The sequence below is a fragment of the Flavobacterium sp. LAR06 genome, assembly GCF_041946075.1.
Classification (GTDB): Bacteria; Bacteroidota; Bacteroidia; order Flavobacteriales; family Flavobacteriaceae; genus Flavobacterium.
Genome location: NZ_JAUTYT010000015.1, coordinates 91,449 through 112,103 on the forward strand (window position 1 = coordinate 91,449; position 20,655 = coordinate 112,103).

Consider the following 20,655-nt stretch of genomic DNA (forward strand, 5'->3'; position numbering starts at 1 on the left):
AAAATAATTAATTTGGCTAAAGCCCTTCAATATCCTCTATTATAAACTATTCAAGAAACCTCTGAACCTTTGAACCTCTGCTTCTTTGAACCTTTTGCGAAAAAATCTCAGAACCTCAGCAACTCAGTCCCTCAGAGCCTTTACTTAACACTTTCAAATCCCTCCTTCGCAATCTCCTTTTCCACCTTATCAATCAATTTATTTGTTTTCCCGGTTAAGCGTTCTTTTTTCCAATCGCCTTTCGCATAAATAATTAAAGTGATCAATCCCGTTACAACAGATGAAATAGGAAAAGCCCACCAAATTCCAACTTTACCAAGTGAAGTATTATGCGATAAAATATATGCCAGCGGAAACTGAATCACCCATTGCGAAACCAAAGTCAAAATCATGGGAAGTGTAGTATTTCCAACCGCTCTGAAAACTCCGGTTAGACAAAGCTGTAACCCCAGAAATCCCCACGAAAGACAAGTAATTCTCAACAACTGAGTTCCCCCTTCGATTACGGCAGGATCATTCGGAACAAAAAAAGCAATTAAATACGGAGCAAAAGCGTAGGCAATAATTCCAAGTCCACTAAGTAAACCGAAACCTAAATAACCACCTAATTTTCCAATTTGAGCGGCACGGGCAATATTTCCCGCACCAATATTCTGCCCCACTAAGGTTGCTATAGCCATAGAAAGTCCTAAGGCCGGAATCAAAATAAGCTGAATTAGATTAGAACCTGCTCCGTAGGAAGCAACCGTTGTGGTACCAAAATGCACAATCAGAAAAGTAATTGCCATCATACCAATTGCACGCATCGATTGCTCAATTGATGATGGAAAACCAATTTTAAACGCTTTTTTAATGTGTTTATAATCGGGTTTAAAGTCTTTTAGTTGCAGGTGAATACCATGTTTTCCTCTGAATAAAATAAAAAAACCAATTACAATGGCCAGACTTTGAGTCGATAAAGTTGCCAATGCAGCTCCTTTTACACCCATTGCCGGAATAAAATTCCATCCAAAAATAAACAACGGATCCAGTGCAAAATTCAGGATTACAGTTCCCAAAACAATATAAACCGGCAAAGTCACACGCCCCACGCCACGCATCACCGACTGAAAAATCATAAAACTAAAACTAAAAACCAGGCCAATAAAAGCCACACGCATAAATCCCAAGGCATCACTATAAACTTCTGGCGTTACATTCAATATCTGCAAAAAATAAGGACTCAGCCAATACCCAACAATCGATAAAACAATCGAAACTGTTATCACCATGAGCAAGGTTTGCGCCGCCACATGATTGACCATTTCCTGCTGTCCGGCACCAAAATATTGTGCAATTAAAATCGATCCCGCAATTGCAAGACCGGTTCCTAAAGCAATCGTTAAAAATATAACCGGTGTACTTACCGACACCGCCGCAACAGCATCTCCGCCCAAACGCCCCACCCAAAAAGCATCAACCAATTGATAAGCGGCCTGCAAAAGATTGGCAATCATAATAGGCACAGCTAGTTTTAATAATGAGGAAAGTATAGGCCCTTCTAATAATTCTTTTTTATTCATTTTCTTATTTTACAATTTGTTTTACCAATGGATTTTTTATCCTGATAGCCATTGTGAGTGACACTCTTTCTTCTTTGTTCTATTTTCAATTTTCTGCCCAAAAGTTGACATATCAACCTTTAATTTTCAAAAAAAATTAAGCTTGATCTAGTCTATCAGCGTAATTTCTAATGGTTTCCAAAGCTTCAATTCTTTCTTTAGCCGTAAAAACAGAAAGCACCTCATTTTCTGATTTTTTCATTAGAGAGCGAATAATTTTTGCCATCGCAATTCCTTCTTCTGTAAGACTTACTACATTTTTACGCTTGTCTGTTTTATCTTTTCTGACAATCAATAAACTCTTTTTTTCTAAGGCATTAATACTTCTTAAAATAGAAGATTTGTCGCGCATTGTTTTATCTGAGAGCTCTCTTTGAGACAGGTCTTTATGCTGTAAAATCATAATTAGCGGCAATTGCTCCAACTGCAGCGTGATTCCGGCTTCGTTCATTAAAGCATTTGTACGACGAAAAAGAGCCTTTTTAATTCGGTGAATCTGAAATAAAAAACTGTCTGCAATTTCAGCACTAAAAGCTTTACCAACTGGTTCTGAATTTGTATTTGTATCTGTCATGATGCAAAATTACAAAAAAGAGTGACATGTCAACTAATTTTAACAAAACCTATAGCTTACTGACTATCAGCAGAATTAATCAAATAATAAAAGCAAAAAAACGAATTGCATGATTTTTTTTGTTAACTTTAATTGTTAAAACTATCCACCAAAACTTAAAAATAAATCTTATGAAAAAATTATTTTCTTTATTGATTATTTCCCTTTTTTGGTTTTCGGCAAATGCTCAGACAACTGCTGAAATCGCTACCGAGAATACTTTATCTGCCGTACAAAATGATTCTGACAAACCTCAGGATTATGATCCTGAAGATTTGCCATGGCATGCAAGACGCTTTAAATTTAATGCGGGAGTTTTTTTTCCCACAAATAGTGCAAAGGTACAAGTAGGGACAAACAATGGTGACTCGGGAAGCTTGATTGATTTTGAAAAAGATTTAGGATTTAATAAAACTTCTACATCATTTGCTGGCTCTTTTGAGTGGAGAATCTCCAGAAGATCAAGACTTGGAAGTGAGTTTTTCTATCTAAAAAGAACCTCAACTAAGAAACTGGAAAAAGATATCGAATTTGGTGATAACACCTACAATATAAACACAACTATTTCTGCATTTCAGGACAGTCAAATAGCTCGTATATATTATGGTTATGCCTTTATATCAAAACCAAAATACGAAATTGGAGCTCTTATTGGAGCACACGTTTTATTTGGCGATGTTGGTTTAAAAGTTGAAGGAGAAAATGCACAAGCTGAATATAAAGATAATTTTGACTTTACCGCACCACTGCCTGACCTAGGGCTTTGGGCAGAGGTTGTTTTAGCAAAAAAATGGGGCCTTTATGTAAATACAAATTATTTTGCACTAAAAATTAATGATATCGACGGCCGAATATTAAGTTACAACATTTCTGTTTTATATAATGTATACAAAAATTTTAGTTTAACTGCCGGATATACAGGATTAAACATAAGAGTTGATGTCGAAAAAGAAAGACTTAACGGATTCTTTAAATGGGGTTACAATGGACCAACCTTAACGGCCACCTACTCATTCGGAAATCATGTTAAACTTTATAAACACTAAAGTTAAATTCCGAATTTTAGAAAATTCCAAAATTTGATTTCACCATATAAGTCATATAAATTCATTTAATAGAGTGAACTTATATGACTTATATAGTTTAAAATTAAAAGCAATTATAAGTCAACCATGACATACCAGTAACTTATATGGTCTAAAATTACAAGCATTATTGAGTTAAGTTTAAAATAAACTTATATGACTTATATGGTAAAAAAATAACAAGCCCGATAACTTTTACAGCTATCGGGCTCATCAATCCAAACTTAAACTAAAATAAACTTCAACTAACTCAATTATTTCTGTATTGGAGAGAATTTTATAGCTGTTCCTCCGCCAGCTGCGAGCTTGATATCTAATATTGTTTTACTGTTCACTTTTTGCTTAGAAATGGTTACCGGATACGGATTTGTTTTATAATTCGCTCCTGCTCCATCGGCATAAATTTCGGCTTCGTATTCTTTTCCTGCATCTAAAAATGACAGTTGTACTTTAAGATCTCTGGCGTCTTTGTTTGTAATAGATCCTAAATACCAGTTTTTCTCGTCCCAGTCTTTACGGGCAATGGTGGTATACTCTCCAATTTTAGAATCTAAAACTTTGGTATACGACCAGGTACACGGAACGTCTTTTATGAATTGAAACTCTGGTTTCTCAACATAGTTCTCAGGTAAATCAGAAGCCATTTGTAACGGACTGAAAATAATGACATACAAAGCCAATTGATTCGCCAAAGTCGTTTGCACTCTCGCTCCTGATGGCGTTTTATAATCAAAATTGAAATTCCCCGGCGTATAATCAAAAGGTCCTGATAACATTCTTGTAAAAGGCAAAGTGGTTAAATGCTCGGGAGTATTTCCGCCATCCACAGACCAGGCATTATATTCCTGACCTCTTCCACCTTCCTGAGACATAAAATTAGGATACGTACGTTGAATTCCGGTTCCTTTCATAGGTTCGTGATTGTCAATCATAATATGATACTTCGCCGCCGTTTCGATTACTTTTCTGTAATGACGCGCTCCGTACTGGCTGTCGTGCCACTCTTTTTTGTCTAAATATTTGTTGACATAACCCGTTTTTACCGAATTCACCCCCATTTTTTGATACAGTTTAAAAGCATCTTCTAGTTGGCCTTCATAGTTTTTCGTAGCGCCAGCCGTTTCATGATGTCCAATTAAGCGAACATTTTTGATGGCCGCATATTTGGTTATTTCTTCCAAATTAAAATCGGGATATGCTTTTACAAAACTAAATGCAGTTCCATCAGCTGTCCAGTCGCCGTCCCAGCCCTCGTTCCAGCCTTCTACCAGAACGCCGTCAAAATTGTTTTTCGCAGCAAAATCAATATATTCTTTTGTATTCTTAGTTGTAGCGCCATGTTTCGTCCCTTGTCCCCAAGTGAATTTCTCTAAATGCATTCCCCACCAAATTCCGATGTATTTAGATGGCGTAATCCACGAGAGGTCCTCAATTTTTGAAGGCTCGTTTAGATTCAGCATAATGGTCGACGTTGCAACATCTCCCGGCGTTTTCCCAACCACAATAGTTCTCCAAGGTGTTTTGAAAGGCGTTTCAGCATATACTTTTACACCATCTGCCCACGGCACCAAATCACTTTTGTATTGTTTGTCGCTTGTTTTTAAAAGGGTCATCGAAGCAAAATCAGTTAAATTGGCTTCGTGAATCGCGACGTACAATTTCTCTTTGGTTTCAAAAGTGGCCGGAGTGTTTATAGTATCGGTTTTACTGATTGGCGTTTTACGATACGTGCTTTCATAATAACTGTTTTCACGATGCACCGGAATCCACCACACATCATTATCAGACCTAAAAGTGAACTGCGTAACTTCATTAGAAATTTTCACTTTCCCTAAATGAGGTTGTTTCGGAAAAGAATATCTAAAACCCACTCCATCATCAAAAACTTTGAAAATGATATCAACCAAACGTTCTTCACCTTTTGCTTCTTTCAAATGAACAAGCAGTTCGTTGTGGTGATCTCGTACTTTTTTGAATTCTCCCCAAGGCTGTTCCCAAGTTTCATCTGAAGTTTTTTCTTCGGTGGAAACCACTTCAAATCCTTCCGTCATTTTTTGAATTCCCTGAAATTCAAATCCCATTAAAGAAGGCTCAATAACCGATTTTCCACTAGATGTAAAACTGTATTGAGGCTGACCTGAAGCCGTTAATTCAAAAACTAGTTCGGTGTTTTTCCCCGGCGAGCTGATTTTGTATGTTTTTTTAGTACCGGCACTGCAAGCGTAAATCAAAATTGACGCAAAAAGAATCAGACAGTATCTATATTTTAAGTTTTTCATTATTTAATTGTATTAATTACAACTCTTATTTTATTTCACTAATTACTTGTTTCGCTTTTGCAGGCTGCATAGAAACAAAATAATTAAAAGCCTGATCTAATTTTTTCTGGGCATCGGCATTGCCTTTCTTTTCTACTCTTAGGTTATACAGTTTACTTATATCTGCAAAAAAGGATTCGGTATTTTTTACACCTGCAAAGGTTTTCACTTTTTCGATGTAAGTATATCCAAATTCTACTGTTGGCTCAAACATCGTTCCCTCACCAAAGTCATTCCATGTAATAAGTTGCAGATAATTTAAATTGGCATTTTTAGCCAGTGCAAGCGTTTCATCTAAAGTTGCTCCGTTGTTATGTTCAATTGTCCAACCGATAGCACCGCCGCCGCCACCCTCGGCATAAAAATCTTTAAAACCAGGATAAGCACCTCCCATGGCAACTGAAAGTTTTGGTTTTGTGTTTGTATAGAAATTCGTCAAATAGGTACTGTTTTTATATACCCAGGCATATTCGCCAGAGGCATTAGCACCCGCTTCAACAGATTGATCCCACAGCGTTAAAAAAGTAGGTTTTGTCGTCAGCGTACCAAAAATATTGGTCCATTCTGCAGGTGTTTGCAATACAATTGGTCCAAAGTTCAATAACAATGGTTTCCCGTTTACTTTGATGTAATTGGCATCAGAAAAATAATTTTTCTCCATATAAGCTAAATCAGTTTTGGCAGCGCTTGTAACAGAAATTGCTTTTCCGGCATTGACAACATTTGTCGTTACTCTGTCCTCATAAACAATCGCATATTCAAGTCCAACTTTGTCTAACATGGCAATTAGCTGTTCTGTATTTTCTTTTACCATTCTGTAATCGTTAACATCATAAGTGCCGTACCAATCGATCAAAACACCATCAATTCCTGAATATTTCATCAATAATAAATGATTTTCAATCACATTTTTATCACCTGAATGATACGGGCCAAGTAGAGGATAATAATACGATGCAATTTCCCGACGGTTGTTTGCTCCTATCGTATTCGGATTCTTGTTTGCCATTGTCCAGTGATATCCCCATTTTTTATCGGCACTACTTTCATTGGTTTCAAACCAGGGCATATAATGCACATAAATTTTGGTGGTATTTGTTTTTTCAATCGCAACAGGCTGAATTGTTTCTGGTTCTGTCGGTTTATCTGAACCTTTGTCATCACTGCTGCATCCAGCGGCGACTAAAATGTTCATGACACCAAAAAACAATAATGTGATATATCTTTTCATATTGAAATACTATTTGTTTTTATAACTGTTGATGGCTATTTTTTTTTGTCACAGATTAAAAGATTAAAAATAATTTTATCTAAAGTTCAATTTAGTTTGCAAATAATCTGTGCGAATCATTTTAATCTGTGGCTAAAAAAACTATAAAATATGTCAGCCTTCCACGACTAACCAACATGGAAGACTGACATTCAGTAACCTAATTCAAAGGATAACCAGGATTCTGTTTCAGGTTTTTATTTGTAGTTAAAACAGTACTTGGAATAGGAAAAATTGCTCTGTATTTTTCTGTTGTACCTTTTTCCCACCATTCCAGGAAGAATGTTCCAAAACGAATATTATCCGTTCTTCTTCTTCCTTCAAAAGTAAATTCCTTAAGCAATTCCTGATCAATAAAATGAAGATCGATTGTTGCTGGCATTTCTTCTCCGGCACGTGCTGTTACTTGCTGTAAAAATGGTTTTGCCAAATCAGCAGATCCTAAACGAACATAACATTCTGCCTGCATCATCAGGATTTCGGCATAACGAATGACAACTAAGTCATGATCGCGTTCCCATTGTTCACCAGCTTTCATTTCATATTTACCCAAACGAACACCTTCATTTTCTTTAGCATCAGCAACACTTGTCACCTCTTCTGTATAGGTTAAAGGTTCACCGTTATCCATAACGATAACCTGACCGTTTGCCAAATTGATCTGATCTCCGGCAACCATACATTTTTTTCTTCTGTCAGTGTCAGAGAAAGCAGAGTAAACACCTGGTTGTGCACACATTCCGTTAGCGCTCCAAGGGTAATCTCCAATTGGAGAAAGCGTTAATTTATGCAAGTAATGACATGACATTGAGGACATATAGTTTCCTACTGTTCCCGCTTTTGAATCGTATGGAATTGCAAAAATAATTTCAGGTGACTTTTGATTATCTGTAGCAAAATTGGTGAAGAAGTCAGGAGCCAAAGTATATCCTGTAACTTTCTGACACATATCAATACAATCCTGCCAACGAGCCGTTCCGATAAAAGCTTCTGAATTTAAATACAATCTCGCCAAAAGAGAATAGGCCACATTTTTTGTGAATTTAGAGTATACCACGTTTGCCGTTAAATGCGGAATAGCATCCAGTAATTCTTTCTCCACAAAATCATAAACTTGTTTACGGGTAGAATTCGATGGTAAAGCCGTATCTTCAAAATTGGTTACAATGGGCACATTTCCGAATAAGTCTAAGAGATTGTAATAGTAATACGCCCTTAAGGCTTTTAATTCAGCATAAATTGGTGCTTTAGCAGCATCTGTCAATGATGATTTATCAATTTGATAAATGATCGAATTGATTTTTGCAATTCCGGTGTAATTGTAACGCCAGGCCGAAAGAATCATACGATTATCTGCTTTCCAGGTATGTCTTTGTGCATCCTGATATTGTCCGCCATCGTACCAGTTTGTTCCTCTGGTCGGAATTGTCGCTTCATCAGAAACCGTTTCATTTAAAAAGAATACATACTCGCACGTTGGATAATTATTTGATATCCCATCTGCAAATCCTCTTAACGAAGAATACGCGCCTCCAACTAATGCATCAATTTCTTTGGGAGTATTTCCGAAATTCCCATCTTCTACCCTATCATATAATTGTTCATCTAAATCGGTACATGATGATATCGTAAAGAGCATGCTTATTAATAATGCTGCTGTTATTTTGATTTTCATTTGTTCTATTTTTGAGTTAATCGCTTAATTATTAAACGTAAAATTTAAACCAACAGAAATTGTAGTAGGTCGTGGATAATTATTGTACTTATCGATTCCAGGCGCTGCCAATCCGGTTTGATCCGCACCATCTTGCGCATTTAAACCAATCTCCGGATCTACACCTTTATAACCTGTAATTACAAACAGATTCTCTCCCATAGCATAAACTCTGAATTTTGATGATTTCGATTTCAATGGTAAAGTATAACCCACTGAAAGTGTTTGAAGTCTGAAGAAAGAAGCATCTTCGATCCAGTAATCTGAATATTTTGGAGATGAAGTAAGACCGCTGTTTAAGAAATCATCCGGAACATTATAGGCTGGTAATCTGTTAGGATCATTGAGCATCATATTGGTCGCATTTAATGCTTTTTGGCCAAACATTCCGTAACCTGAAACGCCTAAATCAAAATTTCCGTACGTAAAATTCATACCAATACCCAAAGTCAAATCTGGCTGAATATTTCCTAAATCTGTTTTATCAGCATCTGTTAAAGCACTTTCTGCCACTACAGCTCCAGCTGCATTGTAGTACTGAATTTTTCCATCTGCGTCAAGTCCAGCATTTTTGAAACCCCAGAAAGTTCCAACCGGATATCCTTCAGCAATAATTTGAGAATATTGTCCGGACATACCCGCTAATCCGTGTAAAGATCCGCTGTAAATTACATCTGTCTCATAGGTTGTGTTCGACAGTTTTTCGATTTTCTGAACGTTGTGCCCTAAAGTTAAATTAGCATTCCATGAAAATTTATCGCCTTTGATGATGTCTGCATTCAGCGTAAGCTCAACTCCTTTGTTTGACATTTCACCAACGTTTGCCAACATCGTTCCTACTAAGTATGGAGGCTGAGGCACTTCATAAGTGTATAACAAATCTTCTGTATTTTTTGAATAATACTCAAATGAACCTGTAACTCTGTCAAACAAGGTAAAGTCAACACCAATATTCCATTGTTTGGTAGATTCCCATTTTAAGTCAGGATTCGGGTTTTGTTTTGGAGAATAAGCCAAACTCCAGGTTTGCGTAACCGGATCGTAGTAACTGTCATTTCCAACTCCTAAGATCGAAAGCGATTTGTATTCACCAATTCCATCCTGATTTCCTGTAACTCCATAACCCACCCTTAATTTTAAATTGCCTAACCAGTCTTTTGTAGCACTCATAAATTCTTCGTTAGAAATTCTCCATGCCGCAGATGCCGACGGGAAAGTTCCCCATTTATTGTTTTCTCCAAAACGGCTTGAACCGTCTCTTCTTACTGTTGCAGTGAACAAATATTTACTGTCAAAACTATAATTAGCACGAGCATAAAAAGAAACTAAATTTGATTTTCCTTTATAAGAATACACATCACCCAAACGGTAGTTATATCCTGCTCCTAAATTGTTATAACCAAAAGCGTCTGATACGAAACCACTTCTTTGTGCTCCAAAACCTTCGTAAATATTCTCTAAGTATGAATATCCACCCAAAGCACTAATAGTGTGTTTTCCAAAAGTTTTATTGTAATTCACATAAAGTTCTCCTTGTGCGTTAGTATATTCCGCGTACGTTTTTTGAGCATAACCATCTTCAGTTCTTCCTTCCATAACAGCATAAGTTGGCTTGTAAGTACTTCCCTGAACTGCATTATGTTCTAATGAAATATTGGCAACAGCCGTAAAATCATTTAAAAATTTAACCTCTGTTTTAAAATACCCTAAAAGTCTGTGTCTTTCATTATCAACAGTTCTGTTGGTTAAAATTTCTACCGGATTTTCATAAATAGTTCCACCAACTGAAGTAAATTCACCATTTTCATCATAAACCGGAATCGTTGGATTTAAGTTATAGGCACGCTCAAAAATTCTGTAATCTAAAGGATGCCATTTGTCGATATTGGCAAATAAGCCCATATCAAATTTTACCTCTTTATTATCTCCAAGATATTGGTATCCGCTAACGTTTCCGCTTAATCTTTCCAATCCTGTCGATTTGATAACCCCTTCATTATTTAAGTACGAAAGTGACATTCTAAAACCACTATCCGCTTTACCAGAATTGATACTTAAAGTATGCGATTGCGAAATAGCCGTTTGTTCAATTGCTTTTTGCCAATCTGTATTTCCACCGTAATCAATTGCATCCTGATTTCCGGTTTGGCGTACATAACCTCTCCATTGATTGGCTGATAAAAGATCTAAGTTATCATTCACAAAACCAAAACTTGATAATCCGCTATAGGTAACAGAAACACCTTTTGTTCCAGATTTTGTAGTAATGATAATAACTCCGTTTGCTCCTCTTGATCCGTATATGGCTGTCGCCGAAGCATCTTTTAAAACGTCTACTGATTTAATATCAGAAGGCTGAACAACATTGATATCAACACCAGCAATTCCATCCACCACAATAAGCGGACTATTACTTGCTGTTAATGAAGTTCCTCCACGTAAACGTAAAGTAGAACCAGCTGCAGGATCTCCCGAAGGACGAATAACATTTAAACCTGCCACTTTACCTTGCAAAACCTGCTCTGTAGAAGAGATTGTTCCTTTTACTAAATCGTCTGCTTTAACCGTTGAAATAGCTCCGGTTAAATCGGATTTCTTTTGCGTTCCATATCCAACAGCAACAACTTGTACTTCTGCCAGTTGATAACCGTCGTTTGGTAAACGAACATCAATATTATTTTTTGTTGCTGATGTAATTTGTACTTTTTGAGTTGTTGTTCCTATAAACGAAACTTCAATCGAACCTCCTACAGCTACAGACAAAGTAAATCTTCCGTCAAAATCTGTTGTGGTGGCATTTTTAGTACCCACCTCAATTATAGAAGCGCCCGGCAATACAGTACCTGTATTGTCATAAACGGTACCTGATACCTGCTTTTTTTCCTGAGCAAACATTCCTGCCGAAAGAAAAAGCATGAAAATCATGAATACCACAGTTTTAGTAGTCCACAGATGCTGCAGGACTATTTTTTTATTTTTACTATTCATAGGTCGTTATTTTTTTGTTTTTTATCGGTCATATGTAATTCGCATATCCAATATTGGAATTATGACCATTTTTTGGTTTATGCCCATTTCATTAGAATTGATGTTTTAATTTGATAGTGAATTATTTGTCTAAAGTTTTAAGAGGAATTGTGGTATCCGAAATCGTTTTGTCTTTATTGTCTTTTACCAAAACATGAATTTCTGTTAAGCCCGAAATTCCGTTAAGTTCAGAAACCAAATTGACAAATCCTTTTATCTCAGCCGTTCCTCCGGCAAATTCACCTGAAATTACTTTACTGCCCGCGTTAATCGTGTAAATTAATTTGTTCACACCTGGCTCGTTGTTTTTACGAGACATTCCAAGGAAATCTCTTTGACTAATTTGTAAAGGGAAAAATCCAAATACTGGTGGCGGTGGCGGAATATATTCTCCGGCGTAAATTATCTGATCACCAGAATTAGTCGTCCAGTCTTTTGCTACGAAGAGAAAAGTAATGTTTTCCATAACAAAACCCGGTTCAGTATTATAATATTCCTGTGGAATCAAATCCATTCTGTAAAAACCATTTCCAAGATCTTTCAATTTTGTTTTTTGAGATACTTCCGGAATCCAGGCCTGATATTCCTGCAAAACAGCCCAATTATTTAGACCACTGTGAAAATGCACACTCGGCACTCCGCTAAAACCGTCTTTTAAATTTGAATTAAATAAAATACTAACTGGTTTGTCAATTGTTGGTTTTGTTGGATATGATCTGATTAATTCATTTGCAGTATAAAATGAAGAGAAATCAGTATAGGCTACATTAGCTACATCACTTTGCTTTGATCCGTTTTTGTTTTTTAAACGAAACCAAAATCCCGCGCTTGCCGCAATTTGATCTGGAGTCTGAGAAAAATAAACTGTTGGAGTCAAAGTAAAACTCCAAACTTTATCTCCTTCATATTTCAGTTTCGCAAAATCTGACGAATTTTCCCAGTTTCCTGCATCTGGTTCAGATGGTGACCACATCCATAGATAGAGATCTTCATTTTCTGCAAAAGTAGATCCTGACATGTCAAAATACCACGTCACCTGTTCATCGTATTTATAAACTACCGGAAATGATGATATAGGCCCCACAGCTCCGGCAGCTTCTTGTGCCTGAATAAAATTAGGTGCCATCAAAAGGGCAAGTAAAATTGTATATATAAACTTTTTCATATTACTTTTAATTAATAGCATTTAATTTAAATACATAAGACACAAAAGGAGTTCCGCTAGAAGAATGCACCAACTGAAATTCCATTTCGTCGTTGCTTCCCGGAACTGATGTTAATCGAAGTTCATCTGTTTTTTGTGTTTTTTGAGCATCGCTGTACAGATAGATTCTTACTGCACTGGCATTAGTCTGTTGAAAATCGGAGCTTAATCTCCAATATCCTTTTGGGGCAAATAAAGGAGGAACATTACCCATAACCTCGTAACTTGTTGGCTGGTTCTTTTCGTCTACGCTGAATCTGATTTTAAAATCCTCGTAGTTAAAGTACGTACTCAAGTTTTGTTCGTTTGGCTCGATGGCATTTGCTTTTGCAGATTCATCTACCATTTTCAAATTTGTTAATCCCCAATCTCCGTTTACTTTCTCATAAATGGTAATCGGATCAACATAGCTTCCGTCATCAATACTGTCACACCCAATGGCAAACAGACACATAATAACAGCTAACCAATAAATACTTTTACATCTCATAAATTTGTGGTTTGTTTGTTAGTTTTTTTGTCTCATTAAAGACAGAACGAAGCTAGATGTTAAAAAAACCTAAAAAAAAATATCTGATAAAAATCAAGATGTAATTGAAATAAAATTCAATTTAATTTATTGATAATCAGTATATTATAATATTTTTGTAATTACAAAAATCAAGACGTTGTTGAGATGAAAAATAGCATTTAATTAATGGTATTTATGACAATATGCAAATTAAAGTCTATATTTTTTTCACTATACATATATATTATCGCTTTTTATTGTATAATTGCAAATTATTAGACTACTTTTAACATTTAGATCTTATTTTTGTTTGATAAACCAAATTTTATAGCTTTGTTATTAAGAGAATTACCATCTTCTAAAAGCTATTAATTATCAACTGTGAAGATTAATGTCCTGAATTAAAAAACGAATTAACTCAACAAACCAAAGAGAATTTTACCCTTAACCAAAACTAACTATGCAAAGAATATTCATTCTATTTTTTTTCATTGCAGGTTTCTCTCTAACTGCGAAAGAGACAAATCCAGTGCTGGAAGAATTAGATAAAGTGCTTCTTAAAAAAGACGTTTTCTTAAAACAGAAGTATCGTAAAATTGAAGCCCTAAAAAAAGATGTATCAAAATTTACCGTAAGTCAAAACAACGAACAGCTTTATAATAGTTATATGTCGTTGTTTGACGAATACAAATCATTCAAATACGACTCCGCTTATTATTATTTAGAAGAAGCAAAAATCAAGGCGATTGTTTTAAAAGATCCTAAATATTTAGCCAAAAGCCGAATTAAGGAAGGTTTCGTATTACTTTCGTCTGGACTTTTTAAAGAAGCCATCGACACTTTAAATGTTATAGACGATCAAAAACTCGATCAAAAAAACAAATTCGAATATTATTCTATAAAAGCCCGAGCCTATTATGATTTAGCCGATTACAATAAAGATCAGCGTTTTAATATTCATTATGTACAACAAGGAAATCACTTCCTGAAAAAGGCTTTAGAATTGATCGGAACCAATACTAATGAATATTGGGCAGCTGAAAGCTTAAAAAGATTAAAACAACAAGATTGGCGTGGTGCTGAATTTGCTTTTAGTTATTGGATCAACAACTATAAATTACCTCCTGATTATTATGGAATAGCGACCTCAAGTCTCGGCTATATTTATTCTGAAAGAGGATATACTAAAAAAGCCATTTATTATCTGGCACTTGCCGCTATTGCTGATGTTAAAAATGCAACCAAAGAAACGGTCGCCCTTCGGAATTTAGCCAATGAACTCTTTAAAATGGGCTATTTGGATAAAGCCAACGAATACATCAATATCGCGATGGACGATGCTACTTTCTATAATGCAAGACATCGAAAAATCGAGATTTCCACGATCTTGCCAATTATCGAGAAAGCGCAATTGAATAACGTAAAAGAGAAAAATGATAAACTGGAAAGAATCATAATTTTATTGACAATTCTTACCGTAATTATTGTTTTGTTCCTGATTATCATTTTCAAACAATTAAAAGAAAGAAATAAAGCCAGAAAAATAATGGCCTCATCATATGCGCAGCTACAGGAAATGAATATTAGCCTGAGTGAAGCCAATGCTATTAAAGAAGAATATATTACCTATTTTATTAAGGCAACTTCAGCCTTCATTAATAAGATAGACCATATTCAGAAAAGCACACTTCATAAAATCATTACCAAAAGAACAGATGAAGTTATTGCGAGTTTGAAACGTTACAATGTGAAGGAAGAACGCGAGAATCTTTTCCATCAATTTGATGAAATCTTCCTGAAATTGTTCCCTACTTTTGTAACGGATTTTAATCATTTATTTCCGAATGATCATAAATGCATCGTTAAAAAAGGAGAGCTTTTAAATACCGAACTCAGAATTTTTGCTTTGTATCGCTTAGGAATTCAGGACAGTAGTCAAATGGCAGAATTCCTGGAACTTTCTGTAGCTACCATTTATACGTACAAAACAAGAATCAAAAGCAAATCTGATTTTAAAGATACGTTTGAAGAGAAGATAATGGCAATTAAGACGATCTAGTTAAAAAAATAGCCACGAATTCACGAATTATTATTCTTATTTGGTAAATAAAAATTCGTGAATTCGTGGCGAAAAACTTTTATTCTGATTCCAATTGCAATATCACATTCTGATAGCGTTTACTTAACGAAAACAACTGCTCGGCAAAAATCATAATTGCTAACGGAACAAAGAAAAATACCGTCAGATTTTCTTCGTATAAAAAGTAAGTTGTGATCATAAAAAGACGAGCATATTCCAGATAATAAATCCACTTTCGCTGTTCTAATAATGCTCCGCAATTAACCAGTGTAATGAGAATAAAGAACAATACAAAAACTTTATCGAAACCATTTAAATACTCAAAATAATAAGTAAAAACGGTTAGAAACAAAGTACAAACTCCTAATTGTATATAGAGATAATTTCGAAACTTCAACCGTTGATGTGGATTCTCCTTGTCTTGTAAAAATCTTTTTTCCAGCGTTGGCCGAATATCCTGATCCATATGGGCCGGACTTCCAAAAACGGCTTTCCAGCCGGCCTTGAAACCTTTGGAACGCTTCCATAGTTCATAAATCTCAAAATAGTAATGAAAATGCTGCCATAAAAAACTATAGCTTTTTAAAGGATGCGTTAGCCCGTATTTTGGTTTTTCTTCTTCTTCCTGGAAAGTGCCAAAAAGACGGTCCCAAAAAGTAAACATATCTCCGTAATTTTTATCCAGGTATTTTTCATCAGATGCATGATGAACACCATGAACAGAAGGTGTTACAAAAACATATTCCAGCCATTTAATTCTGCCAATAAGCTGCGTATGCGTAAAAAAGGAATACGCACCGTGAACAATCAACATCGCAATTACCATTTTTGGATGAAAACCAACAAAAGGCAAAACACACCAAAATCCCGTTCGGATAACAGCCTGAAAAGTAGTAATTCTGGCCGCAGCGGTAAAATTAAACTCTTCACTATGATGATGCACGATATGCGCAGCCCAGAAAAAATTAACCTCATGACCTAATCTATGGTACCAATACCAAACAAAATCGGTAGCGAGAATTAAGGCAAACCACACAAAAATAGTAGCCGGAATATCAAGAAGCCTGTAATTATCATAAATAAAATAATACAACTGATAAAAACTGGCGGAGATAAAAAGATTAATTAATCTCTCGGCTATACCAATGCTAATGTTTGAAACAGAACTTTCATAATTGAAAATTTCAGGTCTTTTTTCTCCTTGTGCCAACTTATATTCCAGAAATAAAAAAAGGAAAAAAGCAGGCATTGCAAAGGCAAGAAAATTAATATGTTCCATTTTTAAAAATTACTTTTTAATAGATGAGAAAGTCATTTATAAACCAAAAGAGAAAGATATTTTTACTAATTAATTTCGTTTACTAACCAAAAACGATTTCAACAAATAAAAAATCTTTCTCCCAAACCAAATATTTAATTCTGCTTGAATTTCGGAGCATCTAATGCTACCTCCTTCACTGATTGTGTATCTGCCACTTTTTGCAAAGCAATAATATAGGCTGCAATTCTTGGCGTCACATTATGTTTTAAGGCAATTCTGAAAACCGTTTCAAAACCTTTTTCCAAAATATCTTCTAAACGGGTATTAATCTGATGAATTCTCCATGATTCTAAAAGAGAATTCTGAAGCCATTCAAAGTAAGAAACTGTTACACCACCGGCATTCGCTAAAATATCTGGAACAACCAAAACATTATTGTCATGCAATATTTTATCTGCGTCTGAAGAAACAGGTCCGTTCGCTCCTTCAACAATGATTTTTGCTTTAATATCAGCGGCATTTTTCTGTGTAATAACATCTTCCTTGGCCGCCGGAATCAATACATCAACATCTAATAATAACAAGTCTTCATGTTTGATGGCAACCGAATTAGGATAGCCTTTAATATTCTTGTTGTTCAGATTATAATACAAAATTAACTCTGGAATATTTAGCCCTTCCGGATTATAAAAAGCTTCTGAAACATCACTAACCGCAACAATTTTCAATCCTTTTTCGTATAAAAATAAAGCCGAATGCAATCCAACATTTCCAAAGCCCTGAATAGCGGCAGTAGATCTTGCAGGTCTCAATTTTAATTTTTGAAGGGCTAATAATGTAATAATACTAACACCTCTTCCGGTTGCTTCTACCCTTCCTAATGAACCTCCGGAATGCAAATGTTTTCCAGTCACCACAGCATGAATTGGTTTGCCGTGAACTAATGAGAACTCATCCATTAACCAGCCCATTTCGTCTGGACCAGTTCCCATATCCGGAGCAGGAACATCTTTATCGGGTCCAAAAATATCGGCTAATGCTTTGGTATATCCTCTTGTAATTTTCTCTAATTCTGTTTTGGAATGTTTTCTCGGATCACAAATAATACCGCCTTTTGCTCCTCCAAAAGGAATTCCGGTTACGGCAGATTTCCAGGTCATCCAGGCTGCCAGTGCTTTAACTTCATCAAGATTAACGGCTGTATCATAACGAATTCCGCCTTTTGAGGGCCCTAAAGCTGTGTTGTGAATTACTCGATATCCTTCAAAATTTTGAACGTTTCCGTTATCTAACACAATCGAAAAATTAACCACGATTTGTTTTTCCGGACGTTGCAGTTTTTGCCTGATTGATTCGTCCAGATTAAGAATATCGGCTGCGATATTAAAACGATCAATCATCGATTGAAAGGGGTTCTGTTTAATTATTTCTATGCTCATCTTTTGTATATTTTAAATTTGAATATTTGATTTGTATTTTTCTGTTTTTCAAGACGCACGTACTTACAGCAAGAAAAACGTCAATTTTATCTCCAACATCGCATTCGGCAACATGGAATTTTTATCAGACAACACTGCATCATAATATTCGTATTTCTATTTGGTCTCATTTCTTTATTTTTTAATAGTTCTAAAAAAAGCCTTTCATTGGTGCATGAAAGGCTAAAAAAAAAATAACTAACAAGTAATTTTCTATTAACGCCATTTCACTGTATAGTTCACCATGCAACACAACGTGGTGGTGCACATGACCTGAATGATATTTTGACTAGAGTATTTCATTGTTGGGACAAATTTATAAATATATTTCTTAAATTCTATAGAATTAGTAGAGTTTATTTTAAATAAATTAAAACTTAACTTTAAAAGAGCTGTAAATAAACGAATTAGACTACAAAAAAATTTACTTAAATTGTGAAATAACAATAAATATTATCGCAATTAAGGCTAAAAAGATACCAATGAAGTTAATTTTTGATAATTTTTCCTTGAAAAAAAGCAGACCAACAAGACTTCCTAAAATTATAACCCCCATATTCATTCCCGCAAAAACAGTTGACGGATTTTCTGAAAATGCTTTATGCGCTTTTAGGTAAAACAATATATTCCCGAAATTAAATAGTCCAACTACACCTCCGAAAAGAATGTTTCTTAGGCTGAGTTTTTCCTTTTTGGCGACCATTCCAAATACCACAATTCCAATAGCGATTAGTAAGGAGATCGTAAAAACAACAAATAAGGATGTCGGATAAGGCAATGTTGTGTATAGGGCTATTTGCTTGAAAAGAATATCTATTATTCCGAAACCTATTAAAACTACGGCTGGATAAATCCATTTGTTTTCTGCATTTTCAGATTGTTTTCTTAAGATAAATAAAAGTGCCAAAAAGCCAATCACAAGTCCGATTACCTTATAGGAATTAAATTCTTCTTTAAAAATAAACCACGCTGCTAATATTGGAATAAAGAGAGATAAACGCTGTGCTGCATCCGTTTTTACGATTCCCATATGCTTTATAGAAGCGATTAAAAACAGAAAAACGACTGGTAATAATATTCCAATTGCGATGTAAATGTTCCATGGCGCTTTTGCATCAACCTCGTTTAAATTGGGACTGAAAGTAAAATAGCAAAGTGCCAATGCCGTTACGTAATTGAATGCTACAATTTGAATCGGATTAGTATCAAATTTTCGGGTTATTTTAAAAATAACACCTACTATTACACTGCAAAGAATACTAAGAATAAGGAATAACATAAACTAAATTTTGGATACAAAAATAAGACTAAACAACTTCTAGTTTTTATTCATGTGCAAAATATTTCACATAATGATGCTTAAATTCAGTTTGCATTAATTCAGAAGAAATGCCACCAAATTGAATTTCAAATCCATCAGAATCCATACCTGTTATTGCACCGCCCCAACCCGGCAATTGACTACCATTTTGCAAAAGAATCTTTAATTCGGGGATTACAACTGTATCAATAAACTTTTCTTTAGGGAAATCTGAATTAATCTGAATTTTATATTTTTTACAATGATTTCGAAACAAATTATAAGGAGAGTCGATCCCATCAAATATTATTTTTCCATGCACTACTCCCATTGGCGGATCTGCATATTCAAATTCTGTATAACCTATATTAACACCATTGAGTTCTAAAATATATTTGACTTCCATTTTTTCATTTTTATCAGAAATCAAAAATAGTTATTTAAATCTAGTCACTTTTCAACCACCCCGTAATACTCATTCGGGTATTTTGTGTAACCAAAACTTCATGAACCAATTCATTACTTTTAAAGAAAACGGTTTTTCCCTGAGTAGGCGAAATTTTTTGATTGTTATTTTTCTGATGAATCATCAATTCTCCGCCGTCACTTTCCAGCCAATTACTATTGAGATAACTGATCATAGAATATTTTCGGCTCGGATTATTTTTGAATTGATCTAAATGTTTCAGATAAAAATCACCTTTTTCATATAAAGAATAATGAAATTCATACCCCGTGATTCCAGCGTAACAACTTTCATTTAAATAAAGAATGAAAGCATCGATTTGCGCAAAGAATTCATTTTCAAAAACATTATTATGCTTTTTATCCAGCCAGTAAATAGAATCGCTTCTAATAGCGCCATCATAAGAGAGTTTCTCAGAATTACCTATCCCAGCTTCAGACAACAAACTTCTTTGCTTTAAATCGAGTAGATTTTGTTTAAGATTGTCTGCTAATTCTTTGCTTAAAAAATGCTCTGAAATACCTACTTTGTTTTCGATATAACTCGCAATCAAATCTTCAAAACCTTCTTCCATTTTATTTTTGGGAAAGACCGCAAATGCAGCCAACGGAGCAAGGTAGAGGAAATAAAACTGGTAATGGCTTTATTTTCAATAAATAAAAAACCCGACAACTTTTTAAAAGCTCTCGGGTTTATTTCTACGCAAAGTTATAATTCATAATTAACA

Annotated in this window: 15 protein-coding genes; 2 read left to right on the top strand and 13 right to left on the bottom strand. The window is 35.0% G+C overall.

Annotated features, from left to right (window positions below):
* Positions 1–140: 140 nt before the first annotated feature.
* Together Q7C23_RS19775 and Q7C23_RS19780 are read right to left on the bottom strand one after the other, a co-directional pair.
* Entirely contained in the window at positions 141–1,562 is a 1,422-nt protein-coding gene (locus Q7C23_RS19775) for an MATE family efflux transporter (RefSeq protein WP_375034117.1), read from the bottom strand.
* A gap of 136 nt (positions 1,563–1,698) precedes the next feature.
* Complete coding sequence (locus tag Q7C23_RS19780) at positions 1,699–2,175, bottom strand: MarR family winged helix-turn-helix transcriptional regulator (RefSeq protein WP_375034118.1); 477 nt, start codon at positions 2,173–2,175, stop codon at positions 1,699–1,701.
* 170 nt (positions 2,176–2,345) lie between these two features.
* Between Q7C23_RS19780 and Q7C23_RS19785 the strand changes: the two genes are divergently transcribed.
* Entirely contained in the window at positions 2,346–3,260 is a 915-nt protein-coding gene (locus tag Q7C23_RS19785) for a hypothetical protein (RefSeq protein ID WP_375034119.1), read from the top strand.
* 293 nt (positions 3,261–3,553) lie between these two features.
* Here the strand turns inward: Q7C23_RS19785 and Q7C23_RS19790 are convergent, their stop codons facing one another.
* The 6 genes from Q7C23_RS19790 to Q7C23_RS19815 all read right to left on the bottom strand — a co-directional run bounded on the left by Q7C23_RS19790 (position 3,554) and on the right by Q7C23_RS19815 (position 13,322).
* Positions 3,554–5,578, bottom strand: a complete 2,025-nt coding sequence (locus tag Q7C23_RS19790; RefSeq protein WP_375034120.1) for a glycoside hydrolase family 97 protein — start codon at positions 5,576–5,578, stop codon at positions 3,554–3,556.
* Positions 5,579–5,603: 25 nt separating this feature from the next.
* On the bottom strand, positions 5,604–6,848 hold the full coding sequence (locus tag Q7C23_RS19795; RefSeq protein ID WP_375034121.1) for a glycoside hydrolase family 71/99-like protein: 1,245 nt from the start codon (positions 6,846–6,848) through the stop codon (positions 5,604–5,606).
* A 199-nt stretch (positions 6,849–7,047) separates the two neighbouring features.
* Complete coding sequence (locus Q7C23_RS19800) at positions 7,048–8,562, bottom strand: RagB/SusD family nutrient uptake outer membrane protein (protein ID WP_375034122.1); 1,515 nt, start codon at positions 8,560–8,562, stop codon at positions 7,048–7,050.
* Positions 8,563–8,586: 24 nt separating this feature from the next.
* Entirely contained in the window at positions 8,587–11,589 is a 3,003-nt protein-coding gene (locus Q7C23_RS19805; protein WP_375034123.1) for a SusC/RagA family TonB-linked outer membrane protein, read from the bottom strand.
* A gap of 121 nt (positions 11,590–11,710) precedes the next feature.
* A complete protein-coding gene (locus tag Q7C23_RS19810) occupies positions 11,711–12,793 on the bottom strand; it encodes a hypothetical protein (RefSeq protein WP_375034124.1) in 1,083 nt (360 codons plus the stop codon).
* A 7-nt stretch (positions 12,794–12,800) separates the two neighbouring features.
* Positions 12,801–13,322 (bottom strand): DUF5004 domain-containing protein, encoded by a 522-nt coding sequence (locus tag Q7C23_RS19815; protein WP_375034125.1) that lies wholly within the window; start codon positions 13,320–13,322, stop codon positions 12,801–12,803.
* A 481-nt stretch (positions 13,323–13,803) separates the two neighbouring features.
* Here Q7C23_RS19815 and Q7C23_RS19820 point away from each other — a divergent pair, with 481 nt between their 5' ends.
* Complete coding sequence (locus Q7C23_RS19820) at positions 13,804–15,402, top strand: DUF6377 domain-containing protein (protein ID WP_375034126.1); 1,599 nt, start codon at positions 13,804–13,806, stop codon at positions 15,400–15,402.
* Positions 15,403–15,481: 79 nt separating this feature from the next.
* On the opposite strand, the gene Q7C23_RS19825 is transcribed toward Q7C23_RS19820, so the two are convergent.
* The 5 genes from Q7C23_RS19825 to Q7C23_RS19845 form a co-directional block, all read right to left on the bottom strand.
* A complete protein-coding gene (locus Q7C23_RS19825; RefSeq protein WP_375034127.1) occupies positions 15,482–16,702 on the bottom strand; it encodes a sterol desaturase family protein in 1,221 nt (406 codons plus the stop codon).
* 134 nt (positions 16,703–16,836) lie between these two features.
* Positions 16,837–18,123 (bottom strand): Glu/Leu/Phe/Val dehydrogenase, encoded by a 1,287-nt coding sequence (locus tag Q7C23_RS19830; protein ID WP_375034128.1) that lies wholly within the window; start codon positions 18,121–18,123, stop codon positions 16,837–16,839.
* A gap of 463 nt (positions 18,124–18,586) precedes the next feature.
* Positions 18,587–19,441, bottom strand: a complete 855-nt coding sequence (locus tag Q7C23_RS19835; protein WP_375034129.1) for an EamA family transporter — start codon at positions 19,439–19,441, stop codon at positions 18,587–18,589.
* A 46-nt stretch (positions 19,442–19,487) separates the two neighbouring features.
* Positions 19,488–19,868: a hypothetical protein gene (locus tag Q7C23_RS19840; RefSeq protein ID WP_375034130.1), complete on the bottom strand. Its 381-nt coding sequence runs from the start codon at positions 19,866–19,868 to the stop codon at positions 19,488–19,490.
* A gap of 40 nt (positions 19,869–19,908) precedes the next feature.
* Positions 19,909–20,502, bottom strand: a complete 594-nt coding sequence (locus tag Q7C23_RS19845; RefSeq protein WP_375034131.1) for a 2OG-Fe(II) oxygenase — start codon at positions 20,500–20,502, stop codon at positions 19,909–19,911.
* Positions 20,503–20,655 lie beyond the last annotated feature (153 nt).